We start from the raw sequence: 22812 nt of genomic DNA on the forward strand, positions 1-22812 counted from the left end.
GGACCGGAGTGGACGCACCACTGGTGTTCCGGTTGTGTCGCCAGACGCATTGCCGGGTAGCTAAGTGCGGAAGAGATAAGTGCTGAAAGCATCTAAGCACGAAACTTGCCAAGAGATGAGTTCTCCCACACATCAAGTGTGTAAGGGTTGTTTAAGACTAAGACGTGGATAGGCAGGGTGTGTAAGTGATGTGAGTCATTGAGCTAACCTGTACTAATTGCCCGAGAGGCTTAACTATACAACGCTCAAGTGTTTTTGGAAAAGCGCGAAAGAGAAGACTAAACAAAGAAAAGTAGATATAGAAGACTCAATAAAAAGAAAATCAGATTCAGCTTGTGGCCAATGAAGAACATAGATAGAAGTAAGAATACAAGTTATCAAAGAATTATCCTGGCGGCGATAGTGCGGTGGAACCACCTGACACCATACCGAACTCAGAAGTGAAACGCTGTAATGCCAATGGTAGTGTGGGGTATCCCCATGTGAGAGTAGGGCACCGCCAGGTTTATTTTTTTAGTTTATTCATTGAGTAAATTAAAAAAATAAAAATTTTTGGCAGAGATAGTGCAATAGATCCACCTGATACCATACCGAACTCAGAAGTGAAATGTTGTAACGCTGATGGTAGTGTGGGGTATCCCCATGTGAGAGTAAGGCACTGCCAATTACCACATTTAGCGGAGTGGTAGTTCAGCTGGTTAGAATACCTGCCTGTCACGCAGGGGGTCGCGGGTTCGAGTCCCGTCCATTCCGCCAATTTATTCATACCAATAGGGGCGTAGTTCAATTGGTAGAGCACCGGTCTCCAAAACCGGGTGTTGGGAGTTCGAGCCTCTCCGCCCCTGCCATTAAAATATTCTTTTCAATTAATTATAAAATATCTTTATATTCATACCTTTTTCATATTATTTAATGATTCTTTTTATTTTTCTTTTTGAATTAGATATATAATTATCAAATTTTAAATATAAAAATAATTAGTATGAAACCTCAATATTATCTTGGCATGATGTCTGGAACTAGTCTAGATGGAGTGGATGTTGCTCTTGTTGATTTTTCTCTAGAGCCTCGACTTATTTTATCTAATTTTTTTCTTATGCCAGAAAATTTACGTCAGAAATTAACCAAACTCATTCAAGCTGGTGAAACAACTCTACAAAATTTAGGTGAGCTCGATCATGAGCTTGCTTTACTGTATTGTGATTGTGTACATGGCTTTCTACAAAAATATAATCTTATTCCAAGTCAAATTGAAGCTATTGGTTGTCATGGACAGACAGTATGGCATTCTCCTGCTTCTGCATTTCCTTTCACAATGCAACTAGGCGATATGAATTTATTGGCAGCTAAAACAGGAATATCGGTTATTGGTGATTTTCGTCGTAAAGATATGGCATTAGGCGGACAGGGGGCTCCTCTTGTACCCGCTTTCCATAAAGCTGTATTCTCAAATGCTAATTTTGCTACAGTGGTTTTAAATATTGGTGGGATTAGTAATGTTTCTATATTGTTTCCTAATCAACCTGTAATTGGCTTTGATACGGGGCCAGGTAATACATTATTAGATCAATGGATAGAAAAACACCAAGGTCTTCGCTATGACAAAAATGGTGAGTGGGCTTCAAAAGGCAACGTGAATCAAGTTCTGCTTAATGAATTATTAAATGAACCTTTTTTCTCTTTACCCACTCCAAAAAGTACAGGGAGAGAGTTATTTAATCTTGATTGGTTAATTGGCAAAGTAGAAAAAACATCTGAAAAACTTACCGCGCTTTGCTCTAAAATAACGTTATCCCCAGAAGATGTGCAAGCGACTCTTGTTGAATTAACGGTAACAAGCATTGTTAATACATTAAATCAATTCAAAACAGATTTACCAAAACGTTTACTAGTATGTGGCGGCGGTGCCAAGAATAGCTTAATTATGCGTGGATTGCATGATAATTTACTCGATTGGCAGGTCAGCACAACGACGGAGCAAGGTTTTGATATTGATTATGTAGAAGCCGCTGCTTTTGCTTGGTTAGCTTATTGTCGAATGAACAATTTGCCAGCAAACCTGCCTGGCGTAACTGGTGCAAAAAGAGCGGTTAGTTTGGGGGCTATTTTTCCTAAAGACTAAGGCCAAAATATGAATGACATTATATTAAAAAGTTTATCCACGTTAATTACAGAACAGAGAAATCCGAATTCAGTTGATATTGATTGTCAAAGTGCTTTAGATATTGTTCGATTAATGAATAAGGAAGATAAACAAGTTCCTTTAGCTATTGAAGCATGTTTGCCTGAGATTTCGTTAGCTGTAGATAAAATCGTTCATGCTTTTCAACAGGGTGGGCGTCTAGTATATATTGGGGCAGGGACGAGCGGTCGTCTCGGCGTATTAGATGCGTCAGAATGTCCCCCTACATTTGGTGTATCTTCGGAAATGGTCAAAGGTATTATTGCGGGGGGAGAACATGCTATCCGTCATCCCATTGAAGGTGCTGAGGATAATATTAAAGCTGTACTTGAGGATCTACAAAGCATAAATTTTTCAAAAAATGATGTATTAGTAGGAATCGCAGCAAGTGGCCGCACACCTTATGTTATTGCAGGTCTTCAGTTCGCTAAATCTCTTGGTGCTTTGACAATTTCTATTGCGAGTAATCCAAAATCTTCGATGGCTGAGATGGCCGATATTGCGATAGAGACTATTGTTGGCCCTGAAATATTGACAGGTTCTAGCCGCTTAAAATCTGGTACCGCACAAAAAATGGTACTAAATATGCTGACTACGGCAAGTATGATTTTATTGGGTAAATGTTACGAAAATTTGATGGTCGATGTACAAGCCAGTAATGAAAAGCTTAAAGCACGCGCTGTACGCATTGTGATGCAAGCAACGGATTGTGATAAAGTGCTCGCTGAGCAGATATTAATTGAAGCAGAGCAAAATTCCAAACTTGCAATTATGATGATTTTGAGTAATTTATCGAAATTAGAGGCGAAGGCATTATTAGAAAGACATCAAGGTAAATTAAGAAATGCACTTTCTAAATAAGACAAAAAACTGATTGTAAAATCAGGTTTTTATTTTGGAATTCCACGTAGTAATCCTACGGGTTCAAAAGGTTCCATTGAGGTTGGAGAAGGCATTTCTGTAAATAATAAAATAAATGGTTTAGGTGGAATTACTTTTTCATTACGCCATAAGTTGCCAATTCCGACAAGTTGGATATCTGCTGGTAAATTGTTAAGACCTGCTTGTAACACAGCTATTGTATTTGGACGAGGATGTCCTATCGCAATCGCTGTACCATGTTTCCTTGCATATTGAATAGCAGCTTGAAACTGATATTGAACGTCAGCTAGTTCGTTACTGTCATCTAAAAATATATGACGATCTAATGAACGAATCCCTTGTTCTTTTGCTATTTTTCCTGCTACAGATTTTCCTATTGTTCGACTATCTAAAAAGAACAAATGTTTTTCTTTAAGTGCTGTCATTAAATAAGTCATTAATTGGGGATCGACCGTAGCCGCACTACCCATGTGATTATTCATGCCAATGGCATAATTCACTATATTTTTGGCTGTATTTACCCGATCATTGACCTGTGTTGAAGACATTCCTAAATGTAGTCCTCCATCCTCTATTTTCACCGCACTCACCGGTTGCATCGGCATATGAATTAAAATGTCTCGACCTTGAGATTTTGCTTCTTGATTTCGAGCTCGAGCATGAGGCGCAGCAGGAATAATTGCTACGGAAATTTCTCGTGGCATTGCAAAAATAGCCGCATCTTCTTTGAGATGATAGCCTACATCATCAATAACAATAGCAAGTTTATTTTGCGCAAGGGAGATAGAAGTATAAAGTGCGGTAGAAAAAATGATGAAATTTTTCACCGCACTTTTTATGAGAAGTTTCATTAACGGATCCATCCAGCTGGATTTACTGGTGTGCCTTTTCGGCTAATTCCAAAATAGAGTGCAGAACGCGAAATTTCACCAGTATTACCGACTTGAGCAATAGTTTGTCCAGCAGAAACAAGTTGACCAACTTTTACCAATACGGCTTGATTGAAACCATATAAACTTAAGTCTGTTTCTCCATGTTTGACGATGACCATATAACCGTAGCCATTCAAATACCCAGCTAAAATTACACGTCCAGCCGCAATCGCTTTGACTGCAGTTCCAGCTGAGGCACCAATAACCATACCTTTCCAACGAACTTCACCTGCCTGAATCGTTCCAAAATTATGTAAAGTCGGTCCTGAAACTGGAGTTGAATATTGTTTTTTTGCAATCCCTAAACCACTTGTGCTGTTAAGTAATTGACGTTCTTGTGCTGTCGGTTGATAAGGTTTTGAAGTCCGTTTTTCTTCAGCTTTTTGTCGTTGTGAAAGCGCTTCTCGCTCTCTTTTTTCTTGTTCTAAAGCCGCTTTTTCTGCACGTTGAATTTCTTGACGGAGCGTTTGTTCATTAGCCTTTAGGCTATCCAATTTATTTTGATCTCTCGCCAAGTTTTTATTAAGTTCATTTAGTGTAGATTGGCGTTCTTGTTGTGATTTTTGTAATTCTTGTTGCTGTTTTTTTTGCGTTAAAAGTTGATCTCGATGATTTTTTTGCTGACCTAAAATTGATTCTTTTTGGGATACAATTTGAGCTTGCGTTGCTTTTAAATTATCAATTATTTCTATTCGAACTTGGTTTAAATGTTGATAGTACACTTTCATGCGTTCTGCTTTTTCCGCATTTTTAGAAAACATTCTTTCAATGACAGAAGGATTTAAACCTGAGCGATAAATCATATCCATTTGTTTCGCTAAGCGTGATTTTTGTTCAGATTCTTGTTTTTCCAATTGTTTGAGTTGTTTATCTGAATCAGAAATTTGCTTACGAATTTCTTTCAAGCTCATTTCTGTTTCATGTAACTCACCCACGACAGCATTAATTTTACTTTCATGGTTTTTCAAATTAGCTTGTAGCTTAGCTTGCTCGCGTTTTTGTTCAGCAATTTTAGATTCTTGTTGCTTAATTTGCTTTTGAATCTGGTTAAGATCGGAAGTATGGCTTATTGGGGAAAAAATCAACAAACCGCAGCTAAAAAGTGCGGTGAAAAATGGCGATATTTTTTTGTTTAATCCCGAAGACAGCATAATTTTTCCTAAATTCTTAAAATCGCACAAATCTTATCACATTTGTTAAAAGGCGAAAAAGTTTAGCCCCTATTTTTTGCTAAAGATCAGGAAAACTCGCCTTTTTGCTTTTAAACATACTCAATTTTTGCTATAAAGTGTTGGTTATCTTTTACTTAAATTTTAGGAGATTCTTATGGAATTAGTATTTATCCGTCACGGTTTTAGTGAATGGAATGCGAAAAACTTGTTCACTGGCTGGCGTGATGTAAATTTAACAGAACGCGGCGTAGAAGAAGCAAAAGCAGCGGGCAAAAAATTATTAGATGCTGGCTATGAGTTTGATATCGCATTTACATCTGTGCTAACTCGTGCAATCAAAACTTGTAACATCGTGTTAGAAGAATCCCATCAATTATGGATTCCTCAAGTGAAAAACTGGCGTTTAAATGAACGTCATTATGGTGCTTTACAAGGTTTAGATAAAAAAGCAACTGCGGAACAATACGGTGACGAACAAGTTCATATTTGGCGTCGTTCTTATGACATTTCTCCACCAGATCTAGATCCTCAAGATCCAAATTCTGCACACAATGACCGTCGTTACGCAAATATTCCGTCTGACGTTGTACCAAATGCAGAAAACTTAAAAATTACTTTAGAGCGTGCACTTCCATTCTGGGAAGATCAAATTGCACCAGCAATGCTTTCTGGTAAACGAGTTTTAGTTGTTGCTCACGGTAACTCACTCCGTGCATTAGCAAAACATATTATCGGTATTTCTGATGCTGAAATTATGGATTTTGAAATTCCAACAGGCCAACCTTTAGTATTAAAACTAGATGATAAATTAAATTATGTAGAACACTACTACCTTTAATTTATCGCTTTACTTTTTTAATTTAACATTCAAAGTGCGGTTAATTTTAACCGCACTTTATGTTTAAGGAGACATGAATGAGAAAATTGATAACGTTCATTTTGGTGGTGTTGCCATTTTTTACAACATCAGTTACTGCAGCACCAGTACATAAAAATCAAATAAATAAAAAAATTGTAGTAATCAAATCTTTAGATAAAAAACAACAAACTAAAAAAACGAAAGAAACTAAATCAGTTCTAACCAAGAAAACTAGTACTAAGAATAAAAAACGAGTTGAGAAATTGACAGACAAAAAGCCCAAAGTTTTGGTAAAGGAAATTAGTTCGAAACCTAAGGCATCTATTGAGAAAAAAACGACAACAGTTGTTTCAACAAAACATGAAAAAACAGCAAAGGAGAAATCAGTTTATAAGCCAGTGATTGTGCCACAGTGTAATGATTTTTCTGTGTCAAAAGTGCTATCTGATGCATTTAAGCAGCAAGGAGATTCAACCAAAACCAGCATGATGGTGAAACAAATTATTCAAGTAAGAGAAACGCAATTTTATCCACAAAAAGGCATTCGAGGCTGCCATGCTTTAGTGGTGACGGATGGAAAAAGTTATCAAACAGATTACAGCATTATTTTGAATGATAAAGGATTTTTCGTTCAGGTTGAGAATGCGATGAGTTTGTAAACTAGTTTGTTGAAATGAGCAAAATTTTATTTTCTTGATAAAACAAAACCCCGCAGATTGGCGGGGTTTTTTAAACAAGTCCAAATTATTTTGTGCTTGGAATTTTGAAACGGCTGTTGAAACGCTCAACACGACCACCAGTATCAACAACACGTTGTTTACCAGTGTAGAATGGGTGGCAGTTACCACATACATCAAGATTGATGTCTTTACCTAAAGTTGAACGAGTTTTGATCACATTACCACAAGAACAGGTTGCTGTGATTTCTTTATATTCAGGATGAATACCTTGTTTCATAGAAAACCTCAAAATGAAGCCACGCCGCTATAAGAACTTTCTCCCCACACCGCGTGAGTTAATAATACGCCATAATTGGCACCAAATAGATCGCGGATTATACTGAAAAAATACAGATAAACAAGCCTTATTTTCGTGTAAAATCATTCGGATTTTTAACCGCACTTTTCTTTTATGTTAGCAAAATCTTCAAGTAACGCACCTTTTGCACAATCAGTGCTGAAATGGTATGACAAATTTGGCCGCAAACATTTGCCGTGGCAACAAGATAAAACGCTTTATGGTGTGTGGCTTTCTGAGGTGATGTTGCAACAAACACAAGTCGCGACAGTCATTCCTTATTTTGAGCGATTTATTAAAACATTTCCAAATATCACCGCACTTGCCAATGCTTCGCAAGACGAAGTTTTGCATTTATGGTCTGGTTTAGGCTATTACGCTCGGGCGCGTAATTTGCATAAAGCGGCCCAAAAAGTGCGGGATGAATTTAATGGAAATTTTCCGATAGATTTTATGCATGTTTGGGCGTTACCAGGCGTGGGGCGCTCGACAGCTGGAGCTATTTTATCTTCTGTATTAAATCAGCCTTATCCGATTTTAGACGGTAATGTAAAACGAGTGTTAGCTCGTTATTTTGCCGTTGAGGGGTGGTCTGGTGAGAAAAAAGTAGAAAATCATTTGTGGACGTTGACGGAACAGGTTACCCCCACAGATCGTGTCGCGGATTTTAATCAAGCTATGATGGATATCGGTGCGATGGTATGTACGCGAACTAAACCAAAATGTGAGCTTTGCCCATTAAATTTGGAGTGCTTAGCTTATCAAAATCATACTTGGGAAAAGTTTCCTGCCAAAAAGCCTAAAAAAGATATGCCTGAAAAAGACACTTATTTGTTGATTTTATCTAAGAATGGCAAAGTGTGCTTGGAGCAGCGAGAAAACTCGGGATTATGGGGCGGATTGTTTTGTTTTCCACAATTTGAAGATAAAGCTTCGTTGCTTCATTTTTTAGCGCAAGAAAAAGTCAGCTATTATCAAGAATGGCCAGCTTTTCGTCATACCTTTAGCCATTTCCATTTAGATATCCATCCTATTTATGCAGAAATGGACGGTGGAATTAATATTGAGCAAGCTAATTTAGATTGGCGCAAAGTTGTGGAAAGTCCAAAAGAATATCAATCAAATCTATCAAGTGCGGTCAAATATTGGTATGATCCGAAAAATCCTGAACAGATCGGGCTGGCTCAGCCTGTGAAGAATCTTTTAATACAATTTGCAAGGAATTATTATGGCAAGAATGGTATTTTGTGAGTATCTCAAACAAGAAGCGGAAGGTTTAGATTTCCAACTTTATCCTGGAGAATTAGGTAAACGAATTTTTGATTCGGTGAGTAAGAAAGCTTGGGGTGAATGGATTAAGAAACAGACGATGTTAGTGAATGAGAAAAAACTCAATATGATGAATGCGGAACACCGTAAATTGTTAGAACAAGAAATGGTAAATTTTTTGTTTGAAGGTAAAGATGTTCATATTGAAGGTTACGTTCCTCCATCAAACTAATTGGCTGTTATACAATGAAAAAGTATTTAGTATTAGCGTTATTACCGCTTTTGTATGCTTGTAGCGATTCGTTGAATCGTGGGGGCATGAATTATGATGAATCCTTTGCAAAAGACACGCAAGGGTTAGATATCCTTACAGGGCAATTCTCGCATAATATTGACCGCATTTGGGGCGTCAATGAATTGTTAGTGGCTAGTCGAAAAGATTACGTGAAATATACAGATTCTTTTTATACGCGTAGCCACGTGAGTTTTGATGAAGGTAATATCGTTATTGAAACCCAGCAAGATCTTAATCGACTACACAATGCTATTGTCCATACCTTGTTAATGGGAGCTGATGCAAAAGGTATTGATTTATTTGCATCTGGCGATGTGCCGATTAGCTCTCGTCCATTCCTTTTAGGACAGGTTGTGGATCATCAAGGGCAACAAATTGCTAATCAAGTTATCGCAAGTAATTTCGCCACTTACTTGATTCAAAATAAATTACAAACTCGTCGATTACAAAACGGGCATACTGTGCAATTTGTTGCGATTCCAATGATTGCAAATCACGTAGAAGTGCGAGCACAGAAATATCTACCATTGGTTCGTAAAGCGGCAGAACGTTATGGCATTGATGAAAGTTTGATCTTAGGTATCATGCAAACAGAATCTAGTTTTAACCCATATGCGATTAGCTATGCAAATGCAATTGGATTAATGCAAGTCGTGCCTCATACAGCAGGCCGAGATGTGTTTGCAATGAAAGGAAAGGGCGGTCAACCATCAACGCGTTATTTATATGATCCTGCGAATAATATTGATGCTGGAGTATCTTATTTGTGGATTTTACAAAATCAATATTTAGATGGGATTACGAATCCAACCTCAAAACGTTTTGCAATGATTTCTGCTTATAATAGTGGTGCAGGTGCTGTATTGCGTGTTTTTGATAATGATAAGGATATGGCGATTTACAAAATTAACCAAATGTATCCAGAGCAAGTTTATCGCATTCTAACGACGGCTCACCCATCATCACAGGCTCGCAATTATTTGTTGAAAGTAGATAAAGCACAGAAAAAATTCCGTGTAAGACGATAATTGAATTTTTTCAGATAATCAAAAATGCTCGTTGGGAAATGCCATCGAGCATTTTTTATAATAAGTGCGGTTTATTTTGAAATAATTTTATTATTTCGTTGTTTTAATAAACATATTGATGATTAACTATTCAAACGCAACGTTTTTTTGTATTTTTTTAAATTTAGGTGTTGACCGAATCCCGAAAAAATAGTTTAATACGCTCCGTTGTCAGGCAGTAGCCAATAACGATAACGCCTCGATAGCTCAGTCGGTAGAGCAGGGGATTGAAAATCCCCGTGTCGGTGGTTCGATTCCGCCTCGAGGCACCATTTCCTCCTTAGTTCAGTCGGTAGAACGGTGGACTGTTAATCCATATGTCGCAGGTTCGAGTCCCGCAGGAGGAGCCAAATTCAGAAAAGCCGCGAAAGAAATTTAGCGGCTTTTTGCTATCTCCTGTTCTAGCACATAAATCATTTCCCCATCCTTTTTTCTTTATCTTCTTTCTTTTGTATTTACATTGATGAGCTGAATTAATAAAGAAAAACGTTCATATGGACCTTGTGTATATTTATAAAGATTATATCTAGTTATAAAAGGAGTAGTTTCTTACAGCTTGTAATAATGAAATAAAGCCTTTATAGGGCATTCAAGGAAAACTCTTTGCCATATCTAATAATCAGGTTTTATCTTCTATAGTTTGTTGTTTTTGATATTGAATCCTGGAGATCGTATTGTGATGGAATATGAGACGGGAAATAAGATAACTCCAATAATAGTAGATAAAACAAAACCCGCGATTAGTTTCGCGGGGCTTTGTTTAGTCAAATGGTGCTCTGGGCGAGACTTGAACTCGCACGACCTGTGGTCACTACCCCCTCAAGATAGCGTGTCTACCAATTCCACCACCAGAGCGTTAATTTTTTTTATGCTAATCCTATCTTATTGTGGGATGTCGCTATTTTTATTTTCTTTCGCTGGAGCTGCTTGTTGTTGAACTTGCTCTGCGGCTTGTGATAAATCGTCAAAAGCACCTTTTTGAACATTGCCTTTATGTGAATTCATGTTACCTAAAACAAGGGCAATAACAAAAAATACGGTTGCTAAAATCGCACTAGTACGTGTTAAAAAGTTACCTGCACCAGCAGAGCCAAACATTGTACCTGATGCGCCACCACCAAAAGATGCACCAGCGTTCGCTCCTTTACCTTGTTGAACGAGAATGAACCCGATCAAGGCAATCGCGACAACAACATAAATAAATAAAAGAACTTGATACATTTTTTCTCTCTAATTTGCAATTTTGCAAGAAAACTGGTCGTGAATGTTATAGAAAATTCAATTTTCTCGCAAGTGCTTTGCATAAAAAAAATATTAATTGGTTTAACTTTAATCAGTTTGACTGTTTGATTTACTCGATTTTTTTACCGCACTTTTAGGTTTGGTTCTATCGGATTTAATCATTTTAATGCGGCTTAATTGTCTTAATGCATTAAGATCTACAAAACGGACTAAATCAGGCAACATTTGATTCAAGTTATGCATAAATTGCTGATAGGTCGCTTGTTTTTGACTAATATCTGTGAGTTGCGATTCCCAATGGGCTGTCATATCTGGTTGGGTGGCAATATCTGGTAATGCCTGAATTAAAATTCTTCCAGTTTCTGTACTATGAATATTTCGCCCTTTTTTCGTTAAAAAACCGCGTTTAAAAAGTAACTCAATGATGCCAGCGCGAGTAGCCTCTGTGCCCAATCCATCCGTTTCTCGCAGAATTTTTTTGAGTTCTTTATCCTGTACAAATCGTGCAATCCCCGTCATTGCTGAAAGCAAGGTTGCATCGGTGAAAGGCTTTGGCGGCTGAGTTTTTTTACTTATGACTTCTCCGCGTTCACAATGCAAAATTTGTCCTTTCTTTACTATTGGTAATAAGGGTTCTTGATTTTCTGTGTCGTCTTCTTTGCCTAACAATTCTTTCCAGCCAGCCGTTTGTAAATTTCGCGCCTGGGCTATAAAAGTACCGCCGGCGATATTTAATGTGATTTTGCTTTTACGATATTCTGCGTCAGGAGAAAATTGCATTAAATATTGGCGAGCGATAAGACTGTAAATATTACGTTCTTCTTGTGTTAGATTTACTGGACGATTTTTGGCCGTTGGAATGATTGCATGGTGAGCTTCTACTTTTTTATCATTCCAACAGCGATTTCTTTGTTCAGTTGAAATGACATTTGGTAAGCGTTGGTAAGCTTCACAATGGGTTGAAATTGCATTTAGTACATTGTGTCGTTCGGCAAAATGCTCTTCGGGTAAATAGCGACAATCAGAACGCGGATAAGTAATCAAACGATGGGTTTCATATAGGCGTTGGCACGTATCTAATACGGCTTGAGCGGACATACCGAATCGTTTTGCTGCATCAATTTGTAACGCAGAAAGGGAATAAGGCAAGGGCGCCGTTTCTTTTTCACGAACGTCTTTGTATTCGGTTACTTCTGCAGGTTGATTTGTAATACGTTTTACAACGTTTTCAGCCAAGCTTTTAGAGAGCACTCTGCCGTCATCATCTTGGTAATCTTCACAAGCTTTGCTAGGTTGCCATAAGGCACTGAAAAGTGCGGTTGATTTTTCCTGAGTTTTTTCTTCTTTATTCTCTGGACTAATCCAAGCTAGTACTTCAAAGAAATCTTTCGGTTGGAAATGTTCAATTTCCAAATCTCGACGTACAATTAAACCCAGCACAGGGGTTTGTACTCGCCCAACCGAAAGCACGCCATCATAGCCAGTTTGTCTGCCACGAATGGTATAGGCTCTTGTCATATTAATGCCATAAAGCCAATCAGCACGGGCTCGTGCGAGTGCGGATGTGGCTAGAGGAATAAAGTTACGATTAGGTTGTAATTTTTTAACCGCTTTTTCTACCGCACTTGGATTTAGGTCGCTAATCAAGCAGCGTAAAATTTTATCGCGTTTTTCGGCAGATAAATTAGCATAACTGAATACTTCATCGACAAGTAATTGCCCTTCTCTATCAGGGTCTCCGGCATTAACAAGTGTATCGGCTTGATGGATTAGTTTTTCCACTACAGAAAGTTGTTTTTTTACTTCTTTTCGCGGTAAAAGTTGCCATTTTTCAGGAATGATAGGGAGATGTTCTAAACGCCATTGTTTGAATTTAGGATCATAGGCATCGGGTTCTGCTTGCTCGAGCAAATGCCCTACACACCAAGTTACCACATCATTATCGCCACATTTAATAAAACCATCCCCGCGTTGATGGGGTTTTGGGAGCACATCAGCAATAGCGCGAGCTAAGCTTGGTTTTTCGGCGATAAATAAACGCATAATGGTATGAGAAGATTAGTCGATTTGACGACGACCTAGAAAAGAGTGAGTAAGCGTTGTGCCGTCCACAGTTTCCAGTTCGCCTCCGACTGGAATGCCATGAGCGATACGGCTCACTTTGATATTGTGCTGGCGGCACATTTCAGCGATGTAGTTTGCTGTTGCATCGCCTTCCACTGTTGGATTTGTTGCGAGAATCACTTCGTGGAAAGATTCTTCCACTAAACGTTTTTGCAGTAAATCTAAACCAATTTCACGAGGACCAATACCATCAAGTGGCGATAAGTGTCCCATTAAGACAAAATAACGTCCTGAAAATTGTCCAGTTTGCTCAATAGCTTGAATATCTGCTGGCATTTCAACGACACAAAGCAAACCTGAATTTTGACGGCGAGGATTATTGCAAATATTGCAAATTTCCTCCTCAGTAAAATCCCGACACTGTGAACAATGACCAATTCTAGACATCGCTTCTGTGAGAGCTCGAGCTAAATTCATTCCACTGCTACGATTACGTTGTAAAAGATGATAAGCCATACGTTGCGCAGATTTAGGCCCTACGCCTGGAAGACAACGTAAGTTTTCAATAAGGTGTTCTAAAAGTGGGCTGCTTTGCATAATTTGAGATGAAATATAAGGCTACTTTCCGCTCCCTCTATTTACGGAGGAAGCTACCGAAGGCTTAGGGGCCCCCCTTCCGTCGCTTTGCGACACCTTCCCCCGCAAGCAGGGGAAGACAAGTGTTCGATTAAAAAGGAAACTTCATTCCTGGAGGTAATGGCATTCCAGCAGTAACCGATGCCATTTTTTCTTTTTGTAATTCTTCTGCACGACGCACCGCATCGTTAAAAGCAGCCGCGATTAAATCTTCTAACATTTCTTTATCGTCTTCCATTAAAGACGGATCAATGTCAATGCGACGGCAGTTATGTGCACCATTAATTGTGATTTTCACTAAACCCGCACCAGATTCACCCGTTACTTCTAGTTGCGCGATTTCTTCCTGCATTTTTTGCATTTTTTCTTGCATTTGTTGGGCTTGTTTCATTAAGCCGCCTAAACCGCCTTTTCCAAACATAATGTTATCCTTTATTAAGTCAAAAATTGCGTGCATTCTAGCGAAAAAATGGGCTTTTGGGAACAGTGGGGTTAATGATTTGGGGTATTTAAAATCTCAGAAAATTTCACCGCACTTTTGAAGTAAAGTGCGGTGAAATTTAGTGGTGTTTAGAATGGGAAGAGACGGTTATTCTGGAGTAATCCATTCGACAGTCCAGCTTCCTGTACCTTCTGGAACTAATGTTTTTGTGAGATAAGGCAAAATTTCTTTCATTTGGGTTTCTAATGTCCAAGGTGGATTAATTACCACCATACCGCTTGCCGTCATTCCTCGTTGATCGCTATCAGGACGAACTGCGAGTTCAATTTTTAGAATTTTTCTAATCCCTGTTGCCTCTAAACCCTTAAAAATACGTTTAGTTTGTTGGCGTAATACAACAGGATACCAAATCGCATAGGTGCCAGTGGCAAAACGTTTATAGCCTTCTTCAATAGCTTTGACGACAAGATCATAATCTTCTTTTAATTCATAAGGCGGATCAATTAGCACCAAGCCACGGCGTTCTTTTGGCGGTAGCGTTGCTTTGACTTGTTGAAAGCCATTGTCACATTTTACGCTGACATTTTTGTCGTCGCTAAAATTATTGCGAAGGATTGGATAATCGCTAGGATGAAGCTCAGTCAATAGTGCGCGATCTTGTGGGCGCAACAATTCCGCAGCAATTAATGGAGAACCCGCGTAATAACGTAGTTCTTTGCCACCATAATTAAGTTTTTTGATCATTTTTACATAACGAGCAACATCTTCGGGTAAGTCTGTTTGATCCCACAGACGTCCAATGCCTTCTTTATATTCTCCCGTTTTTTCTGATTCATTTGAGGATAAACGATAACGACCTACACCAGAGTGCGTATCTAAATAAAAAAAGCCTTTTTCTTTGAGTTTAAGATTTTCCAAAATGAGCATTAAAACAATATGTTTCAAAACATCGGCGTGATTGCCTGCGTGAAATGAGTGACGATAACTCAGCATAATATATCCTTTGTTTAATAACGAAGGCGAGCCAATTGACTCGCCTGATTATGCACTAAAGTGCGGTCATTTTTAGAAGAGTTCTTCTGGTTGTGCAGCAGGCGTTGGCGTATTGCCTTCATTATTTAAGCGTTGCTGTAATTCTGTGGGAACATAATAACCACGCTCTTGCATTTCCGAAAGATAGGTACGTGTCGGTTCAGTACCTACAATAAAGTATTCTTTGCGTCCACCAGCTGGAGAAAGCAATCCAGTCATAGTATCAATACTTTTTTCCATAATTTTCGGTGGTAATGGTAATTTACGTTCAGGTTTGTCGCTCAATGCAGTTTTCATATAAGCGACCCAAGCTGGCATCGCTGTTTTCGCACCCGCTTCTCCGCGCCCGAGTACACGTTTGTTGTCGTCAAATCCTACATAAGTTGTGGTTACTAAGTTTGCACCAAATCCTGCATACCAAGCCACTTTTGAACTATTTGTGGTACCTGTTTTACCGCCTATATCGCTACGTTTAATGGTTTGTGCGATACGCCAGCTAGTTCCTTTCCAGTCTAGACCTTGTTCGCCATAAATTGCCGTATTTAAGGCGCTGCGGATTAAAAATGCTAACTCGCCACTGATTACTCGAGGGGCATATTCTGTTTTCGACGATGCATTTTTTGCTGCTGCCATTAAATCAATTGCATCTTCCTTAAGTGAGGCCACATTTGACTGTAATTCTGGCAGTTCAGGTACAGTTTCAGGTTGTTGATCAACTTCTTCACCGTTTGTACTGTCATCTGATGGTTTTAAGGCATTTTCGCCTAAAGGAATATTCGCAAAGCCGTTGATTTTATCTTTCGTTTCACCATAAACCACAGGGATATCATTACACTCAATACAAGCAATTTTAGGGTTTGCAATAAATAGGTCTTTACTCGAGTTATCTTGAATTTTTTCAATGATATAAGGTTCAATGAGGAAACCGCCATTATCAAACACCGCATAAGCTCTAGCCATTTCTAATGGTGTGAATGAGGCTGCGCCAAGCGCTAAGGCTTCACTTGCAAAATATTGATCACGTTTAAAGCCAAAACGTTGTAAAAACTCTGCTGTGAAATTAATACCTGCGGTTTGGATAGCACGAATAGCAATCATATTTTTAGATTGACCTAATCCTACGCGTAAACGCATTGGACCATCATAACGATCAGGTGAGTTTTTTGGTTGCCACAGTTTTTGTCCTGGTTTTTGAATAGAAATTGGGCTGTCTTGTAATACACTAGAAAGTGTTAAGCCTTTTTCTAATGCCGCTGCGTAAATAAATGGTTTGATAGAAGATCCTACTTGAACTAAGGATTGTGTGGCTCGATTGAACTTGCTTTGTTCATAACTAAAGCCACCCACCACTGCTTCAATCGCGCCATTATCTGAATTAAGAGAAACTAATGCTGAATTTGCTGCGGGAATTTGTCCTAATTGCCATTCCCCATTAGCACGCTGACGAATCCAAATTTGCTCGCCGACTTTCACAGGATTGCTTTTACCAGTCCAACGCATTGCATTGGTTGATAAGGTCATTTTTTCTCCAGAGGCAAGCAATATATCAGCACCGCCTTTCGCAATTCCAATCACTGCCGCAGGAATAAATGGCTCTGAATCAGGCAGTTTGCGTAGAAAACCGACGATTCGATCATTGTCCCAAGCGGCTTCATTTTTTTGCCATAATGGCGCACCACCGCGATAACCGTGACGCATATCATAATCAATCAAGTTATTACGTACAGCTTTTTGTGCTTCAGCTTGGTCTTTTGAAAGTACAGTAGTGAACACCTTATAACCACTGGTGTAGGCATTTTCTTCACCAAAACGGCGAACCATTTCTTGGCGTACCATTTCAGTGACATAATCAGCACGAAATTCAAATTTTGCACCATGATAACTCGCGACGATTGGCTCTTTTAATGCTGCATCATATTCTTCTTTGCTGATGTATTTTTCATCTAACATTCGGCTTAGCACCACATTGCGGCGTTCTTCTGAACGTTTTAAAGAATAAAGTGGGTTCATGGTTGAAGGTGCTTTTGGTAAGCCTGCGATAATAGCCATTTCCGATAACGTCAATTCATTTAATGATTTACCGAAATAGGTTTGTGCAGCAGCCGCAACACCATAAGAACGATAGCCTAAAAAGATTTTATTTAAATAAAGCTCTAAGATTTCTTGTTTAGTGAGGGTATTTTCAATTTCTACGGCAAGCACGGCTTCACGTGCTTTACGAATAATAGTTTTTTCTGGAGTTAAGAAAAAGTTACGTGCTAATTGTTGGGTGATCGTACTTGCACCTTGTGATGCGCCACCATTATTCACTGCAACAAATAATGCGCGTGCAATGCCGATAGGATCGAGGCCATGGTGATCATAAAAGCGGCTATCTTCCGTCGCTAAAAATGCATCAATTAAGCGTTGTGGTACTTCAGCTAATTTTACTGGAATACGTCGTTGCTCACCCACTTCACCAATTAATTTACCATCGGCCGTATAAATCTGCATTGGCTGTTGTAATTCAACGGTTTTTAATGCTTCTACTGAGGGCAATTCTGATTTTAGGTGGAAATACAGCATTCCGCCTGCGACTAAACCTAAAATACATAAAGTTAATAGGGTGCTAAATATTAATTTTGCGATCCGCATCGTAAAATTCTCACTTCGTTAATGAATATTCTTGTCAAGAGACCTATGATTTTGCTGCTAAGTATAAAAGATTCAGCCTTTAAAGAATAGGAAAGAATATGCAATTCTCCAGGAAAAATCACCGCACTTTACAAATTGGTATTCACCGTAAGCAAGGTGATTTTGATTTTGTGTGGTTTGATGAATTTGAACAGCCACAATGTTATCAAGCCTCTATCAATGACAGTGATTTAAAAAATTGTTTTTTGCGACATTTAAAAACACAATCTCAAGGGAAAACCTTTTCTTTGCGGTTTGTGGCAAGTATTTCTGCTCACTTGACTTGGTCGAAAGTATTAATGTTACCGCAAATATTAAATGCGCAAGAATGTCATCAACAATGTAAATTTGTGATTGAGAAAGAGTTGCCTATTCCTTTGAATGAATTGTGGTTTGATTATATTTCTACTCCGTTAAAGCAAGGTTTTCGTTTAGAGATTACGGCAATTCGAGAGGCGAGTGCTCAAACTTATTTGCAAGATTTTCAGCCATTTAAAATTAGTGTGTTAGATGTTGTTCCTCATAGCATCTTGCGTGCATTTCAGTATTTGTTGAATACACAAGTGCGGTCAGAAAATGCTTTGTTTTTATTTCAAGAAGATGACTATTGTTTGGCGATTTGTGAAAGATCTCAGCAATCGCAAATTTTACAATCTCACGAAAATTTGACCGCACTTTATGAGCAATTTACCGAACGTTTTGAAGGGCAAATTGAACGAATTTTTGTTTATCAAATTCCTTCAAGTCATACGCCATTACCAGAAAACTGGCAGCGAGTAGAAACGGATTTACCTTTTATCGCACTTGGCAATGCTCTGTGGCAAAAAGATTTACATCAACAAAAAATGGGTAACTAAATGTCGATGAATTTATTGCCTTGGCGTACTAATCAACATCAAAAGAGTTTACGTCGTTTAGCTTTTTATATCGCTTTATTTATCTTGCTTGCTATCAATTTAATATTGGCTTTCAGTAATTTGATTGAACAACAGAAACAAAATTTGCAGGCACAGCAAAAGTCGTTTGAACAACTTAATCAACAGCTTCATAAAACTACCATGCAAATTGATCAGTTACGCAGTGCGGTGAAAGTTGGTGAAGTTTTGCAATCTCTCACGAATGGGCAAGTCCAAAATAGTTTACTGCGATTAAGTGAATTGCCTCTTCAGACAGGCGAATTAAACCGATTTAAACAAGATGCCCATAACTTAAGTTTGGAAGGTCGAGCGCAAGATCAAACGGAATTTGAGTCGGTACATCAATTTTTAAAGAAACATTTTCCCAATGTGAAATTAAGTCAGGTTCAGCCTGAACAACATACATTGTTTTTTCGCTTTAATGTGGAACAAGGGGAGGAAAAGTGAAAGCCTTTTTTAACGATCCTTTTACACCTTTTGGAAAATGGCTAAGCCAGCCTTTTTATGTTCATGGCTTAACCTTTTTATTGTTATTAAGTGCGGTGATTTTTCGCCCTATTTTAGATTATATCGAGGGGAACTCGCGTTTCCATGAAATCGAAAGTGAATTAGCAGGGAAAAGATCAGAATTGTTGCATCAACAGAAAATTTTAACTTCTTTACAGCAGCAATCGCAAAGCAGAAAACTTTCTCCAGAACTGGCGGCACAAATTATGCCGTTGAATAAACAAATTCAACGTTTAGCTGCGCGTAACGATTTATCTCAGAATTTACGTTGGGAAATGGGGCAACAGCCTATTTTGCATTTACAGCTTACTGGGCATTTTGAAAAAACGAAGACATTTTTAACCGCACTTTTAGCTAATACGTCACAGCTTTCTGTAAGCCAGTTGCAGTTTATTAAAGCCGAAGACAGCCCATTGCAAAGCGAGATAATTTTTCAGCTAGATAAGGAGGCAAAATGAAGTATTGGTTTTACCTGATTACATTATTTTTTATGAATTGCAGTTGGGGACAAGATCCTTTCGATAAAACACAGCGTAACAGTTCTCAGTTTGATAACGCACAAACAGTAATGGAGCAGACAGAAATAATTTCCTCAGATGTACCTAATAATCTATGCGGAGCGGATGAAAATCGCCAAGCGGCAGACATTCCTTTGAACGCTTTAAAATTGGTGGGCGTAGTGATTTCTAAAGATAAAGCTTTTGCGTTATTGCTGGATCAGGGTTTTCAAATTTACAGCATTTTAGAAGGTGTTGATGTGGCTCAAGAAGGATATGTTGTAACAAAAATCAATCAAAATAAAGTTCAATTTATGCGTAAGTCCGGTGCTCAATGTGATAGCACTGAGCAGAAAGAATTAAGTTTTTAAAGGAAGATTATGAAGAAATATTTTTTAAAGTGCGGTTGTTTTTTAGTGTGTTTTTGTTTGCCATTAATCGTTTTTGCTAATCCTAAAACAGATAACGAACGTTTTTTTATTCGTTTATCGCAAGCGCCTTTAGCCCAAACACTGGAGCAATTAGCTTTTCAACATGATGTCAATTTAGTGATGGATGAGACGCTAGAAGGCAATATTTCTTTGAAATTAGATAATATTGATATGCCACGTTTGCTACAAATAATTGCTAAAAGTAAGAAGCTTACTTTGAATAAAGATGAGGGTATTTACTATCTGAATGGAGGGCAATCTGGCAAAGGTCAAGTTGCAGGAAATCTTGCTACAAATGAACCGCACTTAGTGAGTCATACGGTAAAACTCCATTTTGCTAAAGCCTCTGAATTAATGAAATCCTTAACGACAGGAAGTGGCTCTTTGCTTTCTCCTGCTGGGAGTATTACCTTTGATGATCGTAGTAATTTACTGGTTATTCAGGATGAGCCTCGTTCTGTGCAAAATATCAAAAAACTAATTTCTGAAATGGATAAACCTATTGAGCAGATTGCTATTGAAGCACGTATTGTGACAATTACGGATGAGAGTTTGAAAGAACTTGGCGTTCGGTGGGGGATTTTTAATCCAACGGAAAATGCGGGGCGTGTAGCAGGTAGCCTCGCAGGCAATGGCTTTGAAAATATTGCGGATAATCTTAATGTAAATTTTGCGACAACGGCGACACCTGCTGGCTCAATAGCATTACAAGTCGCGAAAATTAATGGGCGATTGCTTGATTTAGAATTGAGCGCTTTGGAGCGTGAAAATAATGTAGAAATTATTGCAAGTCCCCGCTTACTCACTACGAATAAGAAAAGTGCGAGCATTAAACAGGGGACAGAAATTCCTTATGTTGTGAGCAATACTCGTAACGATACACAATCTGTGGAATTTCGTGAGGCAGTACTTGGTTTGGAAGTGACGCCACATATTTCTAAAGATAACAATATTTTGCTTGATTTATTAGTGAGCCAAAACTCACCAGGTTCTCGTGTCGCTTATGGACAAAATGAGGTGGTTTCTATTGATAAGCAAGAAATTAATACTCAGGTTTTTGCCAAAGATGGGGAAACCATTGTGCTTGGCGGCGTGTTCCACGATACGATCACAAAAAGCGAAGATAAAGTGCCATTACTTGGCGATATACCTGGTATTAAACGATTGTTTAGTAAAGAAAGCGAACGGCATCAAAAACGTGAGCTAGTGATTTTCGTAACTCCGCATATTTTAAAAGCTGGAGAAACGTTAGATGCTTTGAAACAAAAAAGTACGGGTAAAAAATAACTTTTTTAGATGATGAATTTTTTTAATTTTCGCTGTATCCACTGTCGTGGCAATCTTCATATCGCAAAAAATGGGCTATGTTCATGTTGCCAAAAACAAATTAAATCTTTTCCTTATTGCGGTCATTGTGGTGCGGAATTGCAATATTATGCGCTGCATTGTGGTAATTGTCTTAAACAAGAACCTAGTTGGGATAAGATAGTCATTATTGGGCATTATGTTGAGCCACTTTCGATATTGATTCACCGTTTTAAATTTCAAAATCAATTTTGGATTGACCGCACTTTGGCTCGGCTTTTATATCTTGCGGTGCGTGATGCTAAACGAACGCATCAACTTAAATTGCCAGAAGCAATCATTCCAGTGCCGTTATATCATTTTCGTCAGTGGCGAAGGGGTTATAATCAGGCTGATTTATTATCTCAGCAATTAAGTCGTTGGTTGGATATTCCTAATTTGAACAATATCGTAAAGCGCGTGAGACACACTCATACTCAACGTGGTTTGAGTGCAAAAGATCGTCGTCAGAATTTAAAAAATGCCTTTTCTCTTGCTGTTTCGAAAAATGAGTTTCCTTATCGTCGTGTCGCGCTGGTGGATGATGTAATTACTACAGGCTCTACACTCAATGAAACCTCAAAATTATTGAGAAAATTAGGAGTGGAGGAGATCCAAGTGTGGGGGCTGGCGCGAGCTTAATATAAAGCACTGGAAAAAAAAGCGCGATGAGCGTATTATTCCTGATACTTTCTCTCAAGTATTTAGGAACATAATTATGGAACAAGCAACCCAGCAAATCGCTATTTCTGATGCCGCACAAGCGCATTTTCGAAAACTTTTAGACACACAAGAAGAAGGAACGAATATTCGTATTTTCGTCGTTAATCCTGGCACCCCTAACGCGGAATGTGGCGTATCTTATTGCCCACCGAATGCCGTGGAAGAAAGTGATTTTGAAATGAAATACGACACTTTTTCTGCATTTATTGATGAGGTCAGCCTGCCTTTCTTAGAAGAAGCAGAAATTGATTATGTTACCGAAGAACTTGGTGCGCAGCTTACCTTAAAAGCGCCAAATGCCAAAATGCGTAAGGTGGCTGATGATGCGCCATTAATTGAACGTGTTGAATATGTGATTCAAACTCAAATTAATCCACAGCTTGCAAGTCATGGTGGACGCATAACCTTAATTGAAATTACTGAAGATGGTTACGCAATTTTACAATTCGGTGGTGGCTGTAATGGTTGCTCAATGGTGGATGTTACGTTAAAAGATGGCGTAGAAAAACAACTTATTAGCCTATTCCCGAATGAATTAAAAGGTGCAAAAGATGTAACCGAACATCAGCGTGGAGAGCACTCTTATTATTAGTGAGTTGTAAAAAGAAGATTTATAATAACCGCACTTT

The 22812-nt window shown here is 38.5% G+C and carries 23 protein-coding genes, 5 tRNA genes and 3 rRNA genes; 21 read left to right on the forward strand and 10 right to left on the reverse strand.

All coding sequences use genetic code 11. The annotated features are described in order from the left end of the window. The 7 genes from DV417_RS00005 to murQ all read left to right on the forward strand — a co-directional run. Positions 1 to 238 (forward strand): 23S ribosomal RNA (locus DV417_RS00005); the annotation flags it as partial. 151 nt (positions 239 to 389) lie between these two features. After that, positions 390 to 505 (forward strand): 5S ribosomal RNA (gene rrf / locus DV417_RS00010). A gap of 46 nt (positions 506 to 551) precedes the next feature. Next, positions 552 to 667, forward strand: a 5S ribosomal RNA gene (gene rrf / locus DV417_RS00015). A 12-nt stretch (positions 668 to 679) separates the two neighbouring features. Further along, positions 680 to 756 (forward strand) — tRNA-Asp (locus DV417_RS00020). A gap of 16 nt (positions 757 to 772) precedes the next feature. Beyond that, a tRNA-Trp gene (locus DV417_RS00025) sits at positions 773 to 848 on the forward strand. A 134-nt stretch (positions 849 to 982) separates the two neighbouring features. Next, positions 983 to 2122: an anhydro-N-acetylmuramic acid kinase gene (locus DV417_RS00030; RefSeq protein WP_192878514.1), complete on the forward strand. Its 1140-nt coding sequence runs from the start codon at positions 983 to 985 to the stop codon at positions 2120 to 2122. Positions 2123 to 2131: 9 nt separating this feature from the next. Next, positions 2132 to 3043: an N-acetylmuramic acid 6-phosphate etherase gene (murQ, locus tag DV417_RS00035; RefSeq protein ID WP_065245602.1), complete on the forward strand. Its 912-nt coding sequence runs from the start codon at positions 2132 to 2134 to the stop codon at positions 3041 to 3043. Between the two features lie 29 nt (positions 3044 to 3072). Here the strand turns inward: murQ and DV417_RS00040 are convergent, their stop codons facing one another. Both DV417_RS00040 and envC read right to left on the reverse strand, forming a co-directional pair. Beyond that, a complete protein-coding gene (locus tag DV417_RS00040) occupies positions 3073 to 3915 on the reverse strand; it encodes a divergent polysaccharide deacetylase family protein (RefSeq protein WP_118877868.1) in 843 nt (280 codons plus the stop codon). Then, positions 3915 to 5147: a murein hydrolase activator EnvC gene (gene envC, locus DV417_RS00045; protein WP_118877869.1), complete on the reverse strand. Its 1233-nt coding sequence runs from the start codon at positions 5145 to 5147 to the stop codon at positions 3915 to 3917. Before envC ends, DV417_RS00040 begins: the two co-directional genes overlap by 1 nt. Before the next feature lie 175 nt (positions 5148 to 5322). Between envC and DV417_RS00050 the strand changes: the two genes are divergently transcribed. Further along, a complete protein-coding gene (locus tag DV417_RS00050; protein ID WP_005625827.1) occupies positions 5323 to 6006 on the forward strand; it encodes a 2,3-diphosphoglycerate-dependent phosphoglycerate mutase in 684 nt (227 codons plus the stop codon). 77 nt (positions 6007 to 6083) lie between these two features. Next, positions 6084 to 6686: a hypothetical protein gene (locus DV417_RS00055; protein ID WP_118877870.1), complete on the forward strand. Its 603-nt coding sequence runs from the start codon at positions 6084 to 6086 to the stop codon at positions 6684 to 6686. 85 nt (positions 6687 to 6771) lie between these two features. Here the strand turns inward: DV417_RS00055 and rpmE are convergent, their stop codons facing one another. Continuing rightward, positions 6772 to 6984: a 50S ribosomal protein L31 gene (gene rpmE / locus DV417_RS00060; RefSeq protein WP_005625828.1), complete on the reverse strand. Its 213-nt coding sequence runs from the start codon at positions 6982 to 6984 to the stop codon at positions 6772 to 6774. A gap of 174 nt (positions 6985 to 7158) precedes the next feature. On the opposite strand from rpmE, the gene mutY reads away from it, so the two are divergent. The 5 genes from mutY to DV417_RS00085 all read left to right on the forward strand — a co-directional run bounded on the left by mutY (position 7159) and on the right by DV417_RS00085 (position 10025). Then, positions 7159 to 8295 (forward strand): A/G-specific adenine glycosylase, encoded by a 1137-nt coding sequence (gene mutY / locus DV417_RS00065; protein ID WP_118877871.1) that lies wholly within the window; start codon positions 7159 to 7161, stop codon positions 8293 to 8295. Beyond that, complete coding sequence (locus tag DV417_RS00070; RefSeq protein WP_005625838.1) at positions 8273 to 8545, forward strand: oxidative damage protection protein; 273 nt, start codon at positions 8273 to 8275, stop codon at positions 8543 to 8545. Before mutY ends, DV417_RS00070 begins: the two co-directional genes overlap by 23 nt. A gap of 14 nt (positions 8546 to 8559) precedes the next feature. Continuing rightward, positions 8560 to 9636 carry a membrane-bound lytic murein transglycosylase MltC gene (gene mltC, locus DV417_RS00075; RefSeq protein WP_032826606.1) on the forward strand — a complete coding sequence of 359 codons (1077 nt, stop codon included), beginning with the start codon at positions 8560 to 8562 and terminating at the stop codon, positions 9634 to 9636. Positions 9637 to 9871: 235 nt separating this feature from the next. Further along, positions 9872 to 9947, forward strand: a tRNA-Phe gene (locus DV417_RS00080). A gap of 2 nt (positions 9948 to 9949) precedes the next feature. Further along, positions 9950 to 10025, forward strand: a tRNA-Asn gene (locus DV417_RS00085). Positions 10026 to 10444: 419 nt separating this feature from the next. Here DV417_RS00085 and DV417_RS00090 read toward each other — a convergent pair. The 7 genes from DV417_RS00090 to DV417_RS00120 form a co-directional block, all read right to left on the reverse strand. Beyond that, a tRNA-Leu gene (locus DV417_RS00090) sits at positions 10445 to 10530 on the reverse strand. A gap of 27 nt (positions 10531 to 10557) precedes the next feature. Continuing rightward, positions 10558 to 10896 (reverse strand): preprotein translocase subunit SecG, encoded by a 339-nt coding sequence (gene secG, locus DV417_RS00095; RefSeq protein ID WP_105896694.1) that lies wholly within the window; start codon positions 10894 to 10896, stop codon positions 10558 to 10560. A gap of 108 nt (positions 10897 to 11004) precedes the next feature. Continuing rightward, positions 11005 to 12960, reverse strand: a complete 1956-nt coding sequence (locus tag DV417_RS00100) for a DNA topoisomerase III (protein ID WP_118877872.1) — start codon at positions 12958 to 12960, stop codon at positions 11005 to 11007. A 15-nt stretch (positions 12961 to 12975) separates the two neighbouring features. Then, a complete protein-coding gene (gene recR / locus DV417_RS00105; protein WP_118877873.1) occupies positions 12976 to 13578 on the reverse strand; it encodes a recombination mediator RecR in 603 nt (200 codons plus the stop codon). A 130-nt stretch (positions 13579 to 13708) separates the two neighbouring features. Next, complete coding sequence (locus DV417_RS00110; RefSeq protein WP_005629464.1) at positions 13709 to 14038, reverse strand: YbaB/EbfC family nucleoid-associated protein; 330 nt, start codon at positions 14036 to 14038, stop codon at positions 13709 to 13711. Positions 14039 to 14206: 168 nt separating this feature from the next. Beyond that, positions 14207 to 15052 (reverse strand): 23S rRNA (adenine(2030)-N(6))-methyltransferase RlmJ, encoded by an 846-nt coding sequence (locus DV417_RS00115; RefSeq protein ID WP_105896692.1) that lies wholly within the window; start codon positions 15050 to 15052, stop codon positions 14207 to 14209. Between the two features lie 72 nt (positions 15053 to 15124). Next, positions 15125 to 17725 (reverse strand): penicillin-binding protein 1A, encoded by a 2601-nt coding sequence (locus tag DV417_RS00120; RefSeq protein ID WP_118877874.1) that lies wholly within the window; start codon positions 17723 to 17725, stop codon positions 15125 to 15127. 98 nt (positions 17726 to 17823) lie between these two features. On the opposite strand from DV417_RS00120, the gene DV417_RS00125 reads away from it, so the two are divergent. From DV417_RS00125 to nfuA, 7 genes are all read left to right on the forward strand, one after another. After that, on the forward strand, positions 17824 to 18621 hold the full coding sequence (locus tag DV417_RS00125; protein WP_118877875.1) for a type IV pilus biogenesis protein PilM: 798 nt from the start codon (positions 17824 to 17826) through the stop codon (positions 18619 to 18621). Continuing rightward, the gene (locus DV417_RS00130; protein ID WP_118877876.1) at positions 18622 to 19128 is read left to right on the forward strand and encodes a competence protein B; all 507 of its coding nucleotides are present in this window, start codon (positions 18622 to 18624) and stop codon (positions 19126 to 19128) included. Further along, the gene (comC, locus tag DV417_RS00135) at positions 19125 to 19646 is read left to right on the forward strand and encodes a competence protein ComC (RefSeq protein WP_118877877.1); all 522 of its coding nucleotides are present in this window, start codon (positions 19125 to 19127) and stop codon (positions 19644 to 19646) included. Before DV417_RS00130 ends, comC begins: the two co-directional genes overlap by 4 nt. Continuing rightward, entirely contained in the window at positions 19643 to 20056 is a 414-nt protein-coding gene (locus DV417_RS00140; RefSeq protein ID WP_118877878.1) for a competence protein, read from the forward strand. The genes comC and DV417_RS00140 overlap by 4 nt, the downstream gene beginning before the upstream one ends. Before the next feature lie 9 nt (positions 20057 to 20065). After that, positions 20066 to 21403: a type IV pilus secretin PilQ family protein gene (locus DV417_RS00145; RefSeq protein ID WP_118877879.1), complete on the forward strand. Its 1338-nt coding sequence runs from the start codon at positions 20066 to 20068 to the stop codon at positions 21401 to 21403. Positions 21404 to 21415: 12 nt separating this feature from the next. After that, positions 21416 to 22102 carry a ComF family protein gene (locus DV417_RS00150; protein WP_192878530.1) on the forward strand — a complete coding sequence of 229 codons (687 nt, stop codon included), beginning with the start codon at positions 21416 to 21418 and terminating at the stop codon, positions 22100 to 22102. 76 nt (positions 22103 to 22178) lie between these two features. After that, on the forward strand, positions 22179 to 22775 hold the full coding sequence (gene nfuA, locus DV417_RS00155; RefSeq protein WP_005634545.1) for a Fe-S biogenesis protein NfuA: 597 nt from the start codon (positions 22179 to 22181) through the stop codon (positions 22773 to 22775). Positions 22776 to 22812: the final 37 nt, after the last annotated feature.

Origin of the sequence: Haemophilus haemolyticus (assembly GCF_003490935.1) — a bacterium.
GTDB classification, from domain to species: Bacteria; Pseudomonadota; Gammaproteobacteria; order Enterobacterales; family Pasteurellaceae; genus Haemophilus; species Haemophilus haemolyticus_M.

Excerpts from the sequence above, each read along its gene's own strand:
- DV417_RS00030 (WP_192878514.1), top strand. The coding sequence starts at position 983 with ATGAAACCTCAATATTATCTTGGCATGATGTCTGGAACTAGTCTAGAT.
- murQ (WP_065245602.1), top strand. The coding sequence starts at position 2,132 with ATGAATGACATTATATTAAAAAGTTTATCCACGTTAATTACAGAACAG.
- DV417_RS00040 (WP_118877868.1), bottom strand. The coding sequence starts at position 3,915 with ATGAAACTTCTCATAAAAAGTGCGGTGAAAAATTTCATCATTTTTTCT.
- envC (WP_118877869.1), bottom strand. The coding sequence starts at position 5,147 with ATGCTGTCTTCGGGATTAAACAAAAAAATATCGCCATTTTTCACCGCA.
- DV417_RS00050 (WP_005625827.1), top strand. The coding sequence starts at position 5,323 with ATGGAATTAGTATTTATCCGTCACGGTTTTAGTGAATGGAATGCGAAA.
- DV417_RS00055 (WP_118877870.1), top strand. The coding sequence starts at position 6,084 with ATGAGAAAATTGATAACGTTCATTTTGGTGGTGTTGCCATTTTTTACA.
- rpmE (WP_005625828.1), bottom strand. The coding sequence starts at position 6,984 with ATGAAACAAGGTATTCATCCTGAATATAAAGAAATCACAGCAACCTGT.
- mutY (WP_118877871.1), top strand. The coding sequence starts at position 7,159 with ATGTTAGCAAAATCTTCAAGTAACGCACCTTTTGCACAATCAGTGCTG.
- DV417_RS00070 (WP_005625838.1), top strand. The coding sequence starts at position 8,273 with ATGGCAAGAATGGTATTTTGTGAGTATCTCAAACAAGAAGCGGAAGGT.
- mltC (WP_032826606.1), top strand. The coding sequence starts at position 8,560 with ATGAAAAAGTATTTAGTATTAGCGTTATTACCGCTTTTGTATGCTTGT.
- secG (WP_105896694.1), bottom strand. The coding sequence starts at position 10,896 with ATGTATCAAGTTCTTTTATTTATTTATGTTGTTGTCGCGATTGCCTTG.
- DV417_RS00100 (WP_118877872.1), bottom strand. The coding sequence starts at position 12,960 with ATGCGTTTATTTATCGCCGAAAAACCAAGCTTAGCTCGCGCTATTGCT.
- recR (WP_118877873.1), bottom strand. The coding sequence starts at position 13,578 with ATGCAAAGCAGCCCACTTTTAGAACACCTTATTGAAAACTTACGTTGT.
- DV417_RS00110 (WP_005629464.1), bottom strand. The coding sequence starts at position 14,038 with ATGTTTGGAAAAGGCGGTTTAGGCGGCTTAATGAAACAAGCCCAACAA.
- DV417_RS00115 (WP_105896692.1), bottom strand. The coding sequence starts at position 15,052 with ATGCTGAGTTATCGTCACTCATTTCACGCAGGCAATCACGCCGATGTT.
- DV417_RS00120 (WP_118877874.1), bottom strand. The coding sequence starts at position 17,725 with ATGCGGATCGCAAAATTAATATTTAGCACCCTATTAACTTTATGTATT.
- DV417_RS00125 (WP_118877875.1), top strand. The coding sequence starts at position 17,824 with ATGCAATTCTCCAGGAAAAATCACCGCACTTTACAAATTGGTATTCAC.
- DV417_RS00130 (WP_118877876.1), top strand. The coding sequence starts at position 18,622 with ATGTCGATGAATTTATTGCCTTGGCGTACTAATCAACATCAAAAGAGT.
- DV417_RS00140 (WP_118877878.1), top strand. The coding sequence starts at position 19,643 with ATGAAGTATTGGTTTTACCTGATTACATTATTTTTTATGAATTGCAGT.
- DV417_RS00145 (WP_118877879.1), top strand. The coding sequence starts at position 20,066 with ATGAAGAAATATTTTTTAAAGTGCGGTTGTTTTTTAGTGTGTTTTTGT.
- DV417_RS00150 (WP_192878530.1), top strand. The coding sequence starts at position 21,416 with ATGAATTTTTTTAATTTTCGCTGTATCCACTGTCGTGGCAATCTTCAT.
- nfuA (WP_005634545.1), top strand. The coding sequence starts at position 22,179 with ATGGAACAAGCAACCCAGCAAATCGCTATTTCTGATGCCGCACAAGCG.